Genomic DNA, 14,047 nt, shown 5'->3' with positions numbered 1-14,047 from the left:
GCGCCGCACGAAATCCGCTTCGTTCCGCCATAGATCCAATTGTCGGATTTAATGGTTAATGGACGCTTAGTGAACAACAAATGCGGAAACACCATGGCAAAAAAGACACAGGAGCGCATCTATTTTCGCTATGGTAAAAAAATTATTAACAGTCTTTAATTGGCAACAGGCACTCTTTCCGCCCCAAGGCGAAGATTAGAAGCTATTGAAATTCAAATATTTAGACTGATTTCATTATCCTGCGGAGCGCCGGAAAGTGGTGCTGTCACCCTCCTGACCGTCATCGAATCCCCTGCCGGATATGGAGGTCACATCAATGCCATATTCCTTGAGCTTCCGGTAAAGCGTGGTCCTTCCGATGCCCAAACGACGCGCGACTTCACTGATTTGCCCGTCGTAATGTGCCAGCGCGAAGCGGATCATTTCTTCTTCGGCGGCGGCAAGGGTCCGCACTTCGCCATCGGCATTGGTGCCGCTGATGACACCGGGCGCGACCCTGCCGGATGCGATACTGGCATGCGTCGCCACCCTCGCGCCTGTCTGGGGCGCACCCGTCCAGCCGTCAACATTGCTCATCAGTTCGGCAAAATCCGCCATGGTCAGCTCGGAGGTCTCGCACAGCAAAACGGCGCGGAAAACCGCATTCTTCAACTCGCGCACATTGCCCGGCCAATCATAGACCCGCAACCGTTCCAGCACATGCGGCGCAATGCCGGTGATATGGCCGCGCCGCTCCTCGCTGGCAAAACGCATCGTGAAATGGTGCAGCAGGACCGGAATATCTTCCGAACGGTTGCGCAAGGCGGGAACCGGCAACATGAAAGACCCCAGCAACTGGCCAAGGCCCGGATGGAACCGCCCCGTATGCACCAGATCGCTCAACGGCTGCGTCGTGGAAGCCATAACGCGCGCATTGAACGGGTATTGAACGCCCGCCGCCTCGAACTGCCCCGTTTGCATGGCCGAATAGAGCCGCATCTGGGCATGACGCGGTAGGAACCCGACTTCATCCAGATAGAGCGTGCCGCCATCGGCACTCGCCAGCTTGCCGAAAACCCCCTCCGGCCCCGTGATCGCGGAACCGCCCATGCGTGGCTTTTCCGGCGCGCCGAACAGGATCTGGTCCACATTGTCCGTTGTCAGTGTGCGGCAATCGACGGTGATGAAAGTTTCGCGCCATCTCGCGCCAGCGCTGCAAATGGCGCGGGCCAGCGTTTCCTTGCCGCTGCCTGGTTCCCCATCGAGAAGAAGCGGCGCATCCAATGCGGCAGCGCGTCGTGCGGCGACCATCGCCCGCTCCATATCGGGGCTTCTGGCAATGATGTCGGAAAGCGGAAAATGTGTTCTGAGCGAACGGTTGCGCCGCACCTCGTGGGCGAGCGCATCAAGTTTCAGCGCATTTGAAATCGAAAGCTGGACGCGCTCAGGAACCACCGGCGTGGTCACGAAATCCACTGCACCAAGCTTCACCGCCTGCAAGGCCCTGTTCAGGTCTTCGCCCTGAACCAGCACGATCACCGGTATGGTCACGCCCACATCGCGCATTTTGGCGAGAACGCTGAGACCATCCATGTCCGGCATGGCCATGTCGAGCAGGATCAGCGCAATATCCTTGCGCTGCGTCGCGAAACCAAGCGCGCCATTGCCCCCGTCAGCCAGGATCGTGCGATACCCCATGCGCTGGACCATCGCTTCAATATTGCGTCGGTGAATCGGATCATCATCCGCTATGAGAATGCGCGTGCCCATTAAAGCTTTAATCAACCTGTGGAGTTCCCGCGCCCGGACACATTAAACTGTTAAAAAATCAACAAAAGTTTACTGCTCCAGGCGCGCTATTTGGAGCCAAACCGCCAACAATTGCAAGACCTTAAAACAGTATCTGACGCTAGTTTCACAAAATTTTCGTCTAAAAAACACTCAATGCTTGAAGCGCCCAAAAAGTAATCGCGGAAGTTACTGACAATTTATTGGCTGCTTACATAACACCGGTTGTACCGCTGTGTTGCCCCTCTTGGCGATCCCGGCAAGACATGCGAGAAGAAGGCCAATAGGAGAATGCTTATGACCCGTTTTTCAGACTCTGCTTCGTTCAACGCACTTCTTCCCGTACCGGTTCTGGCCCCATCCGGCGATAGCGCCGCTACCGCAAAGGCCGATCTCGGCACACTGCCGGAATGGAACCTTGCCGATCTTTATCCCGCAGCCGACAGCCCGCAGCTGAAGGCCGACATCGAGAAAGCGATGAAGGATTCAGCCTCCTTCGAAGAACGCTGGAAGGGCAAGCTGGGTGCTGAAGCAGCCAAGGCCGATGGCGGCAATTTTGCCGATGCGATCAAGGAATTCGAAGCGCTGGACGAACTGATGGGGCGCATCGCCTCCTATGCCGGGCTCTATTATTACGGCGACACGACCGATCCGAAGCGCATGAAGCTTTTTGGCGATGTGCAGCAGAAGCTGACCGACGCCAGCACGCATCTCATTTTCTTCAGTCTCGAACTGAACCGCATCGATGATGCAATTCTCGACAAGGCCATGGATGCCAATGCGGCAATCGGCCATTATCGCCCGTGGCTGACCGATCTGCGTAAGGACAAGCCCTATCAGCTCGACGACAAGCTGGAACAGCTTTTCCACGAAAAGTCGATCACCGGTTTCGGCGCATGGAACCGCCTGTTTGATGAAACCATGTCGGGCCTGCGCTTCGAGATCGACAGCCAGGAACTCGCCATCGAACCGACGCTGAACATGTTGCAGGACGCTGATGGCGCGGTGCGCAAAAAGGCGTCCGAAGCGCTCGCCAAGACATTCGGCGCCAATCTGCGCACCTTCACGCTGATCACCAACACGCTGGCCAAGGACAAGGAAATTTCCGACCGCTGGCGCGGTTTTCAGGACATTGCCGACAGTCGCCACCTTGCAAACCGCGTGGAACGCGAGGTTGTGGATGCGCTCGCCAAGGCAGTCGAAGACGCCTATCCACGCCTTTCGCACCGCTATTATGCGCTGAAGGCCAAGTGGCTCGGCCTAGACAAGCTGGAAAACTGGGACCGCAACGCACCACTGCCGGAAACCCCGCAGGCCCTGATTTCGTGGGATGAAGCGCGCGATACCGTGCTTTCGGCCTATGGCAATTTTGCGCCGGAAATGGCCGCGATTGCCAAGGATTTCTTCGACAAGAACTGGATCGACGCGCCAGTGCGTCCCGGCAAGGCTCCGGGCGCTTTCGCCCATCCGACCGTGCCATCTGCGCATCCTTATGTTCTGCTCAACTATATGGGCAAGCCGCGCGATGTGATGACGCTTGCCCATGAACTGGGCCATGGCGTGCATCAGGTTTTGGCTGGTGGCCAGGGCGCGCTGATGGCCTCCACCCCGCTGACACTGGCCGAAACCGCTTCGGTCTTCGGCGAAATGCTGACCTTCCGTTCACTGCTGGAGCGGACGAAGGACAAGCGCGAACGCAAGGCCATGCTGGCCCAGAAGGCCGAAGACATGATCAATACGGTCGTGCGCCAGATCGCCTTCTACCAGTTCGAGCGCCGCATCCACACCGAGCGCCGCGAAGGCGAATTGACGTCGGAGCGCATCGGTGAAATCTGGATGGATGTGCAGCGCGAAAGCCTCGGCGAAGCGGTGCGGCTCAATCCGGGCTACGAGACGTTCTGGTCCTATATCCCGCATTTCATCCACTCGCCATTCTATGTCTATGCCTATGCTTTCGGCGATTGTCTGGTGAACTCGCTCTATGCCGTCTACCAGAATTCCGAAAAGGGCTTTCAGCAGAAATATTTCGACATGCTGAAAGCGGGCGGCACCAAGCATCACACGGAACTTCTGGCTCCGTTTGGTCTCGATGCCACCGACCCGAACTTCTGGAGCAAGGGCTTGTCGGTGATCGAAGGCATCATCGACGAACTCGAAGCCATGGAAGACTGAGGCGACAGTGACCCGAACGGGTAACAAACCGCTGATCCTGTTTCGGGACGATAAGGCGGGCCGCGACGTGCTTTTCGCGGCCCCATCGACCATCATCCGCGCCGACGAGCCGGATGAATTCGATGCCGCATGGGATGCCATGCAACACGCCCATGCGGATGGGAAATGGCTTGCGGGCTATCTTTCCTATGAGGCCGGCTATCTTCTTGAACCGAAGCTGAAGCCCCTCCTGCCGACCGGGCGCAAGGCCCCTATGCTGTGCTTCGGCGTCTTCGACGGGCCATCTGACGAAGTTTTGCATCATCGTGGCAATGATAATGCGACCTATCTGCGCGATCCTGTCGCCGAATGGACGCCAGCAGAATATAAAACGCGGTTCGACCGCCTGCACCGACACTTGCACGAAGGTGACTGCTATCAGGGCAACCTGACCTTTCCGGTTCATGCGGAATGGGGCGGTGATCCGCTGGTGCTGTTCAACGCGCTCGCCGCACGTCAGCCGGTTCGCTACGCGACCTATTGCGATCTCGGCGGTCCGACAGTCTTGTCGCGTTCGCCAGAGCTTTTCTTCGAGGTGGATGCCGATGGGTGGATCGAAACCCATCCCATGAAAGGCACCATGCCGCGCGGAGCGACGCCTGAGGAAGACGAGGCTAATCGCACCTTTCTGATGAACGATCCAAAAAACCAGGCGGAAAATCGCATGATCGTTGATCTGCTGCGCAACGACATATCGCTCATCAGCGAAGTCGGCACGCTGGAGGTGCCAGAACTTTTCCGGGTTGAAACTTACCCTACGGTTTACCAAATGATCAGTCGGGTACGAGCAAGGCTGAAAAGCGATATTCCCCTGCGGTCGCTATTTGCAGCCCTTTTCCCCTGCGGTTCGATTACCGGCGCGCCGAAAATCAGCGCCATGGAAATCCTGCGCAAGCTGGAACCCAACCCACGTGACATTTATTGCGGTTCGCTCGGCTGGATTGAGCCAAGCGGACGCATGCGTTTCAATGTCGCCATCCGCACGATCTCGCTTCTCGACGAAAATCGTGCAATCTTCAATGTCGGGGGCGGCGTGGTTTTCGATTCCACGGCGCAAGCGGAGTATGAGGAATGCCTTCTGAAAGCACGGTTCGCGACGGGGCAAAAACCGTCAGTGCGGAACCAGAATATCAGCTGATTGAAACCATGCGATGGGAGCCTCTGTCCGGGGTTCTGCGGCTGCAATTGCATCTGGCGCGACTGGAACAGTCCGCGCGCGAACTTGGTTTCTCCTGCAATATGGACGCCATCCGCCAGCAGATTGAAAATGCAGGCTCCGGCGACCACGCCCTGAAACTGCGTCTCACGCTGGCCCCGGATGGCGTCGCCAATGTTGCTGCCTTTAATTATGAGCCGCTGCCGCAGCAGACGACATGGCGCATAGCGATTGCACGCACCCGCCTCAAACATGACGACCCGCTGCTTCGGTACAAGACCACGTGCCGTCAGGCCTATATCGCCGCGCGTGAGGAATATTCTTCCGCAGAAGTGGACGAGGTCATCCTGCTGAATGACCGCGATGAGGTCTGCGAAGGCACCATCACGTCGATTTTCCTCGATATTGGCGGTACGACCTGTGTGACGCCTGCTCTATCCTGCGGGCTGCTGGATGGCGTTCTGCGCCGCGAGCTTTTGAACAACAGCGTGGTCTCTGAGGGGATAGTTTCCGTAGACGATCTGAAAAACGCGCGTAATATTCTCGTCGGCAATTCACTGCGCGGCATGATCCGCGCCAAGCTGATTGAAGGCTAAAATCCTAAAAAGCGTTAAACACGTCTGCATGTCATAGGGGTGTGACGTTTCTTTCTTTGTATGAAGTTGTGCTATCGTTCCGGTTTCAATCCTGCCGTCGAACGGTTACAGAGCAAAACGCCGCAATTTCTGCGGCTCACACAGAGGAAGAAAATGGCGAAAGCGAAATGGCAAGTCTATAGCGAGATCACCGGCCCCGTAATCATGATCGGCTTTGGATCGATCGGGCGCGGTACCCTGCCGCTGATAGAACGCCATTTCAAATTCGACAAATCGCGGATGGTCGTGATCGACCCGAGCGAGAAAAACCGCAAGATCCTTGACGACAAGGGCATTCGTTTCGTCAAACAGGCGATCACCAAGGATAATTACGCAGAAGTGCTGGACCCGTTCCTGAAAGGTGCGGAAGGACAGGCTTTCGTCGTCAATCTGTCGGTCGATACCGGATCGGTCGATCTGATGCACTATAGCCGCAAGAACGGCGCGCTTTATATCGACACCGTGGTCGAGCCTTGGCTCGGCTTCTATTTCGATGACAAGATGGACAATGCCGCGCGCACCAATTATGCGCTGCGCGAAACCCTCCTGGCTGGAAAGCGCAAGAACCCCGGCGGCCCGACCGCCGTTGCATGTTGCGGCGCCAATCCGGGCATGGTGTCGTGGTTCGTCAAGAAGGCGCTGGTCGATCTGGCGACGGAACTCAAGCTCGACTTCACCGAACCGGCGGCCGATGACCGCAACGGCTGGGCCAAGCTGATGAAAAAGGCTGGCGTGAAGGGCGTTCACATCGCGGAACGCGACACGCAGCGCGCAAAGGAACCGAAACCGTTCAACACGTTCTGGAATACGTGGTCCGTGGAAGGTTTCATTTCCGAAGGCTTGCAGCCTGCCGAACTTGGCTGGGGTAGCCACGAAAAGTGGAAGCCGAAAAATGCACGCAAGCAGAAGAAGGGCACGAAGGCGGCAATTTTCCTCGAACAGCCCGGCGGCAATACGCGCATTCGCACCTGGTGCCCGACCCTCGGCGCGCAATTCGGCCTGCTCGTCACCCACAACGAGGCGATCTCCATATCCGATTACTTCACCGTGCGCGATAAGAAGGGCAAACTCGATTACCGTCCGACCTGTCATTATGCCTATCATCCGAGCAATGACGCCATTCTCTCGCTCGACGAAATGTTTGGCGCGGGCGGCAAGGCCCAGCCCGTCCAGCATGTGCTGGAAGAGGCAGAAATTCTCGACGGTTCGGACGAACTGGGCGTCCTGCTCTATGGTCATGACAAGAACGCCTACTGGTATGGTTCGCAGCTGACCGTCGAGGAAGCGCGCAAGCTTGCGCCCTATCAAAATGCGACGGGCCTGCAGGTTTCGTCCGCCGTGCTGGCTGGAATGGTCTGGGCGCTGGAAAACCCGACAAGTGGCATCGTCGAAACCGACGAAATCGACTATCGCCGCTGCCTCGAAGTCCAGATGCAGTATCTTGGCCCCGTGAAAGGCTATTATACCGACTGGACGCCACTGGAAGGTCGCGGGCATCTGTTCGAGGAAGACCTCGACACCAAGGACCCATGGCAGTTCCGCAACGTGCTGGTGCGTTGATTCAATGAAGCCAAGGCCCGGCACCGACCGGGCCTTTGCGCCTCAGCGCATCCGAACGAAACTGATGTGATTTTCCAGACATGTCCGGTCAATTAAGGCGCATTGTGGCAGACCGCTTTCCCGATCTCGTAGCCCTGCTCAGCGGGCTGCTGATCCTGCCGTGGATTCTGGGCGTGCCGGGGCATCCGAGCCAGCTTGTGCAGACGGGATGGACAATCGGACTGGTCTCGATGGTTGTTTATCTGGCCCTCTACCAAACTGCCAAGTCCCTCGCAGCACGTCGCTCCGTCAAGAACAATCCCTCCCGCATCGCCCTTATCAGTCGCGTGATGAAGTGGTCGGCGGGTCTGCTTGTCTTGCTGATGCTTATATCCTTCGGGCTGATATTCACGGCATAAAGCCGGCATCTGCGCGGCGATTTTGCATCATTACCAATAAATTAACACATCTGGCGGCCAATCCTCACATTGGGGACTTGTTTTCGTGTAAATTTCGATTCATCACACGTCATTATCCCCATTTTGGAGAAAGCATGGACATGAAAAGCTTCCGCATCGTTGCCCCACTTGCCGTCATGTCGCTTGTGCTGGCGGCTTGCGAAACGACCGGACCGGTCGGCGGCAATGTTCCAACTGTCTCCCGCGCACCGAGTGGCATCGAAGGCAGCTGGGTCGATCCGAACGGCATTGTATCGTCGTTCAATGGCGGTATCTTCGAAACCCGCACCACCGACACCAACGAACGGCTCGCCGAAGGCAATTATCGCTATCAGTCGCCGCAGCTCGTTGAAATCGACATGCGCTCGATTGTGCGCGGCACCTCGTCCAAGGTCAATTGTGCTCTGGTTTCGCAAAACCAGCTCAACTGCACCTCGTCGGCAGGCTCGCGCTTCTCACTGTCCCGTCGCGCAACCAGCTAAAGCATTTCCAGCAAAAGTGCGTAGCGGTTTTGCGCAGGATAATGCGTAAAAACAAACAGATATAGCGGTTCCGAGATTCTGTTTTAACCGGAACCGCTTTAAAGCGAAACATAACATCTCTTCCCCTTCAAGCGGCGCGGGCTATGCTCGCGCCGCTTGAATTTTTTGTTGTCTGCAATTGTCAGGATTGTAATTTGTCGCTTTTTCTGGCCTTTGCTTACTGCGCGTTTCCCGCGTAAAACCGTTTCAAACTTTTGCTGGAAATGCTCTATTTTCCAGCGGGATAGGAGTCGGCTCATGAGTAAGATGGACACCGTGCAACAGAACCCAAACCAGCCCGCGCAGGCCAAACTGCCCAAAGTTGGGGTTCTGCTGGTCAATCTGGGGACGCCGGACGGCACGAGTTACGCCCCGATGCGGCGCTATCTTGCAGAGTTTCTGTCCGACCGCCGCGTGATCGAATGGTCGCGCCTGTTCTGGTATCCGATCCTTTACGGCATCGTGCTCAATACGCGTCCCAAGCGTTCCGGCAAGCTCTATGACCGCATATGGAACCACGAGAAGAACGAGTCGCCATTGCGCACCTATACGCGCGCGCAAGGTGAAAAGCTGGCAACCGCGCTCACCGACATTCCCAACGTCGTCGTAGACTGGGCGATGCGTTATGGCCAGCCATCCATTGAAAGCGTGACCGATCGCCTGCTGCAACAGGGCTGCGAGCGTATCGTCGTGTTCCCGCTCTATCCGCAATATTCGGCCACCACGACCGCGACGGTGAACGACAAGTTTTTCGAAGCGCTGATGAAAAAGCGCTTCATGCCAGCAATCCGCACCATTCCGTCTTATGAAACGGAACCGGTCTATATCGAAGCGCTGGCGCGCTCCATCGAAAGCCACCTCGCGACACTGTCCTTCAAGCCGGAAGTGATTCTGGCTTCCTATCACGGCATTCCGAAAAGCTATTCCGACAAGGGCGATCCTTATCGCGAACAATGTCTGGAAACCTCGCGCCTGTTGCGCATCCGGCTCGGCATGGATGAAAACCAGTTTCGTTCCACCTTCCAGTCCCGTTTTGGACCGGAGGAATGGCTCCAGCCATACACAGATGAAACCGTGGAAAATCTGGCGAAACAGGGCGTCAAATCCGTGGCGGTTCTCAATCCGGGCTTCGTTGTGGACTGCCTTGAGACGGTCGACGAGATCGGCAATGAAGCCGCACACCTTTTCCATGAAAACGGCGGCGAAAATTTCAGCCACATCCCTTGCCTCAACGACAGCGCAGAGGGCATGAAGGTCATCGAAACGATGGTGCGGCGCGAATTGCTGGGATGGGTGTAATATAAGGGAATAGGGGAATAAGGCAGTAAGGGAATAGGTTTTCATACTCCCTTATTCCCTTACTCACTTACTCCCCTAACGGACGAGGGTTAGACAATGACAGGTTTCGACATCACGCTGCTCATTCTGGCTGCGCTGGTTCTGGCGACACTCTTCGCGGGCATCAAGACGGTGCCGCAGGGTTTCAACTATACGGTGGAACGTTTCGGCCGCTATACGCGCACGCTTAATCCGGGCCTCAATCTGATTGTCCCGTTCTTCGACCGTATCGGCGCGCGCCTCAATATGATGGAGCAGGTGCTGGATGTTCCGACGCAGGAAGTAATCACCCGCGACAACGCCATTGTCGGCGTCGACGGCGTTGCCTTCTATCAGGTGCTGAACGCTGCGCAGGCCGCCTATCAGGTGGCGAACCTGCAATATGCGATTCTCAATCTCACCATGACCAACATCCGTACCGTCATGGGCTCAATGGATCTCGACGAATTGCTTTCCAACCGCGATGCGATCAATGATCGCCTGCTGCGTGTCGTTGACGAAGCAGCCCATCCATGGGGCATCAAGATGACCCGCGTGGAAATCAAGGATATCAATCCACCCGCAGATATCGTCACCTCGATGGCCCGCCAGATGAAGGCGGAGCGTGACAAGCGCGCGCAGGTTCTGGAAGCCGAAGGCGACCGCAATGCCCAGATTCTGCGCGCCGAAGGCCAGAAGCAGTCGCAAATTCTCGAAGCCGAGGGCAAGCTGGAAGCAGCCAAGCGCGAAGCAGAAGCCCGCGAGCGTCTTGCCGAAGCCGAAGCCAAGGCCACGACGCTGGTGTCGGACGCTGTCGCCAACGGCAATGTGCAAGCGCTCAATTACTTCGTGGCGCAGAAATACACCGAAGCGCTAAGCAATATCGCCAGCGCCAAGAACCAGAAAGTCGTGCTGATGCCGCTGGAGGCAAGCTCGCTGATTGGTTCGCTCGGCGGGATCGGGGCCATTGCGCGGGAAGTGTTCGGCGACGGCAACAAGCCCGTTGACCCGACACCGCCATCGCCGGGCATTTCGCGCGCGCGCAGCGTTCCGCCGACCGGTCGCGGCTAAATCAGGGGTGGAGCGCCATGATTATCGAATTTCTGTCCGAACTTGGCATCTGGAGCTGGCTGGTCCTCGGGCTGGTCCTGCTCATTCTCGAAATTCTGGCGCCCGGCATTTTCTTCATCTGGTTCGGCCTCGCCGCACTGGTGACAGGGGGGATGGCTTTTCTCCTGTCATCGACCAGCGCTTTTGGCTGGCAGGTCCAACTGGTCGTATTTCTTGTTTTGGCCGTGGTGTTCGCGCTGGCAGGACGCCGTTTTTTTGGCTCGAAGAGCGAAAATCTGGACGAGCCTCTGCTCAACCGGCGCGGCGAACAGCTGGTTGGTCAGCGCACCACACTGACCGAGCCCATCAACAATGGGCGCGGACGCATTCGCATCAACGATACGACATGGCGTGTGAAAGGGCCGGACCTGCCCGCAGGTACTGAAGTTCGCGTCGTGGCCTTCGATGCAGTGACGCTGGAGATAGAGGTGGCTGTTTAGGGCAGTAAGGCAGTAGGGGAATAGGGCAGTATGTTGCGCCCTAATTTATCCCTATTGCCCTACTGCCTTACTGCCCTCTTAAACGGCCCCAATCCGCAGCAGATCGTGGAAATGCACGAGACCGACCGGGCGGTTGTTCTCGACCACGATCAGTGCGCCGATGTGGTTTTCGTTGATCGTGTTGAGTGCAGCAGTGGCCAGCATGTTCTGATCGACCGTCTTCGGCTTGCGGGTCATGATGTCATCGACCGCCAGTTCCGACAGATTGCGGTGCAGATTGCGCGAAATATCGCCGTCCGTGACGATACCGGCCAGTTCGCCGCTCTCATCGACCACAACCACGCAACCGAAACTCTTTTGCGCCAGCACTTTCATCGCGGCTGGCATGGCCGTTCCAGCGGCTACCAGCGGAATGCGCTCTCCGCGATGCATGATATCGCGGATATGGATGAGGCTCGCACCCAGCGAACCACCCGGATGGAAGGTTTTGAAATCGCTCGGTGTAAACCCGCGTGCTTCCAGAAGCGCAATCGCCAGCGCATCGCCGATGGCGAGCTGCATAATGGTTGAAGTGGTTGGCGCCAGCCCGTGCGGGCAGGCTTCTGCCGTCTTGGGCAGCTGGAGCACGACAGTTGCAGCGCGACCGAGTGCGGAATCCTCACGCGAGGTGATTGCAATCAGCGGAATGCGGAAACGCTGCGAATAATTGACGATGCCCTTCAGTTCTGCCGTTTCGCCGGACCAAGAAATCGCCAGGATCACATCGTCACGACCAATCATGCCGAGATCGCCGTGATTGGCCTCCGCCGAATGCACGAAGAAAGCAGCCGTGCCCGTCGAGGCAAAAGAGGCGGCAAGCTTGACGCCGATATGGCCGCTCTTGCCGACGCCGGTAACGACCAGACGCCCCTTGGCGGTGGCGATCTGTTTTACCGCTTGTGCGAAGGGACCGGACAAACCATTGCGCAGCGCTTCTTCAAGCGCGGCAAGTCCTTCGTTTTCGGTTCGAATGGTCCGGAGCGCCGAAGCGATGGCCGCTTCCGCACCCGTCGAAATCTGGGTTTGATCGAGCTTTTCCATGGCGCAAAGCGTTAGCCTCTTCGCTGCCCGTTGTCCAAGCTTTTATTACCCACAAATGATTGCTTTCGTTGCGCAACATCGCCGATGGCAACCAAGAATTAACCATGTGCCTTTACCGTTCATCCACCACGTTGCAACGGTTTGAAATCACATATGCCATTTGCCATGCCTCTATCCGGCGGTTCGACGCCCATTGCCCGCAGGCTGAGAAGCCTGTTTCTGGCGGGCGCGGCGATGGCTATCATCCCTTCCCTCTCGCATGCTCAGGATGCCTATCTGCGCGGCAGTGTGCCGGAAGACGTGCTTTCCGCCTCGTCGCCGGATACGCTCGCCGCGCGCGGGCTCGCAGCCCCCGGCCGTTCCGATAGCGCCAGCGGTGGTGGGAGCGATGACGGTTCCGACACATTTTTCGCGCCGATGCAGGATAATGCGGTTGCAGCGGACGCCCAGCCACAGCCTGCCCCGGCGGCGCCGCTCGAGGATCAACCGCTTGACGCCATGCGGGTTGGCGCGATCACAAACGAAGCGGATAGCGATAGCGGGCGTGTGCAGCGCGAAAATATGCGCCAGTCACCCGAACAGGGGCGCGGGCCGGCACAGGAGGCAGACCCCTTCGCGCCGGTTGGCCTCCGCGCCGGATCGTTCGTTCTGCGCCCTTCGCTTGAGCAAGGCATTCGCGCGACATCGAACGGCGACAATAGTGCGTCCGGTTCGAGTGCAGTGCTATCGGAAACCACGCTGCGCCTCAATGCGCAATCCGACTGGGCGCGGCATCAGGCGACGCTCGATGCATCGGGCACGCTGAGCAAATCCATTTCCGGTCAGGATGTGAGCGAACCGCAGCTCGACATTCAGGGCAATCTGCGCCTCGATCTGACCGACCAAACCACGGTCAATACGGGCGCGGGTTATAGGCTGCGGCGTGAAAGCGCCTCCAATCCGAATGGCGTGGTTGGCGCCTTGCAGCGCCCGCTGGTTCACACCTTCAATGGCAGCCTCGGCGTCGAGCACGATACGGGGCTGATTTTCGGTCGCGCCACGGGCCGCGTCGAACACGATATGTATGGCGATGCGGAACTGCCTTCCGGCGGCACTGTCAGCCAGAAGGATCGCGACAACACCTATGCCAGCATCACGCTGCGCGGCGGTTTCTCCATGTCGCAGGCCATCAAGCCATTCGCCGAAGTGGAACTCGGCAAGCGCATTTTCGACGAGCGCGTGGATAGCAACGGCTTTGAACGCAGTGGTTCGCAATTCGCCCTGCGCGGCGGCCTGATGGTCGATATGGGCGAAAAGCTGAACGGCGAGTTCGCCGCAGGCTATATGCGCGCCAACAGCGATGATGACCGGCTTGGAGCAGTCAGCGGACCGTCGATCAATGCCGCGCTCAACTGGTCGCCATTGCGTGGCACCGATGTGCGGCTTTATTCACAAACCACCGTGGATATGTCCACCACGCCGGGCATTGCCGGTTCGCTGCTGCAATTTGCGAGCCTCGACGTCACGCATCGCATCCGGTCGGACCTCAGCCTCAATGGCAGGGTCGACACGCTCATCCGCGCGAACAAGGATGGCACCGGCACGGACTATACGCTGGGTGCACAGATCGGCGCGACTTACTGGATCAACCGCTTCGTCGGGCTTGATGCGCGCTTGCGTCATGAATTCCTGACGAGCCAGGTTTCGACACGAGAATATAACTCCAACAGCATTTATCTCGGCGTGAAAGTGCAGCGCTAGTGGTCTGATTCCAACATTTGCATCCCTCGGTTCACGCGCTGAGCAAATGTTGGAATCAAAAAGACCACTAGCA

12 protein-coding genes are annotated in these 14,047 nt (G+C 57.6%); 10 read left to right on the top strand and 2 right to left on the bottom strand.

Features of this window, described 5'->3' with window-relative positions; translation table 11 throughout:
* Positions 1-234: 234 nt before the first annotated feature.
* Complete coding sequence (locus HWD97_RS02730; protein WP_109367714.1) at positions 235-1,749, bottom strand: sigma-54 dependent transcriptional regulator; 1,515 nt, start codon at positions 1,747-1,749, stop codon at positions 235-237.
* A 315-nt stretch (positions 1,750-2,064) separates the two neighbouring features.
* Here HWD97_RS02730 and HWD97_RS02725 point away from each other — a divergent pair, with 315 nt between their 5' ends.
* The 9 genes from HWD97_RS02725 (at position 2,065) to HWD97_RS02685 (ending at position 11,154) form a co-directional block, all read left to right on the top strand.
* Entirely contained in the window at positions 2,065-3,939 is a 1,875-nt protein-coding gene (locus HWD97_RS02725) for a M3 family oligoendopeptidase (RefSeq protein WP_167836098.1), read from the top strand.
* Between the two features lie 7 nt (positions 3,940-3,946).
* The gene (locus HWD97_RS02720; protein ID WP_109367715.1) at positions 3,947-5,116 is read left to right on the top strand and encodes an aminodeoxychorismate synthase component I; all 1,170 of its coding nucleotides are present in this window, start codon (positions 3,947-3,949) and stop codon (positions 5,114-5,116) included.
* Positions 5,050-5,730, top strand: coding sequence for an aminotransferase class IV family protein (locus tag HWD97_RS02715; RefSeq protein ID WP_121538734.1), 681 nt, complete (start codon positions 5,050-5,052; stop codon positions 5,728-5,730). The genes HWD97_RS02720 and HWD97_RS02715 overlap by 67 nt, the downstream gene beginning before the upstream one ends.
* Positions 5,731-5,883: 153 nt before the next feature.
* Complete coding sequence (locus tag HWD97_RS02710) at positions 5,884-7,329, top strand: homospermidine synthase (RefSeq protein WP_121538732.1); 1,446 nt, start codon at positions 5,884-5,886, stop codon at positions 7,327-7,329.
* An 80-nt stretch (positions 7,330-7,409) separates the two neighbouring features.
* Positions 7,410-7,727: a hypothetical protein gene (locus tag HWD97_RS02705; RefSeq protein WP_121538730.1), complete on the top strand. Its 318-nt coding sequence runs from the start codon at positions 7,410-7,412 to the stop codon at positions 7,725-7,727.
* A gap of 140 nt (positions 7,728-7,867) precedes the next feature.
* Positions 7,868-8,248, top strand: coding sequence for an outer membrane lipoprotein Omp10 (gene omp10, locus HWD97_RS02700; RefSeq protein WP_109368022.1), 381 nt, complete (start codon positions 7,868-7,870; stop codon positions 8,246-8,248).
* A 297-nt stretch (positions 8,249-8,545) separates the two neighbouring features.
* Entirely contained in the window at positions 8,546-9,586 is a 1,041-nt protein-coding gene (hemH, locus tag HWD97_RS02695; protein WP_121538728.1) for a ferrochelatase, read from the top strand.
* A gap of 96 nt (positions 9,587-9,682) precedes the next feature.
* Entirely contained in the window at positions 9,683-10,675 is a 993-nt protein-coding gene (locus HWD97_RS02690; RefSeq protein WP_109367719.1) for an SPFH domain-containing protein, read from the top strand.
* Positions 10,676-10,692: 17 nt separating this feature from the next.
* On the top strand, positions 10,693-11,154 hold the full coding sequence (locus tag HWD97_RS02685; RefSeq protein WP_209445989.1) for an NfeD family protein: 462 nt from the start codon (positions 10,693-10,695) through the stop codon (positions 11,152-11,154).
* A gap of 78 nt (positions 11,155-11,232) precedes the next feature.
* Here HWD97_RS02685 and HWD97_RS02680 read toward each other — a convergent pair whose 3' ends face one another.
* Positions 11,233-12,234, bottom strand: coding sequence for an SIS domain-containing protein (locus HWD97_RS02680; protein WP_109367721.1), 1,002 nt, complete (start codon positions 12,232-12,234; stop codon positions 11,233-11,235).
* Positions 12,235-12,387: 153 nt separating this feature from the next.
* Here HWD97_RS02680 and HWD97_RS02675 point away from each other — a divergent pair, with 153 nt between their 5' ends.
* Positions 12,388-13,974 carry an outer membrane beta-barrel protein gene (locus tag HWD97_RS02675; RefSeq protein ID WP_121538726.1) on the top strand — a complete coding sequence of 529 codons (1,587 nt, stop codon included), beginning with the start codon at positions 12,388-12,390 and terminating at the stop codon, positions 13,972-13,974.
* Positions 13,975-14,047 lie beyond the last annotated feature (73 nt).

It is taken from the genome of Ochrobactrum sp. C6C9 (assembly GCF_022627935.1).
In the GTDB taxonomy this organism is placed as follows: domain Bacteria; phylum Pseudomonadota; class Alphaproteobacteria; order Rhizobiales; family Rhizobiaceae; genus Brucella; species Brucella teleogrylli.
Note: the sequence above shows the minus strand (reverse complement) of the source record. Positions and strands in the feature narration are given on the sequence as shown.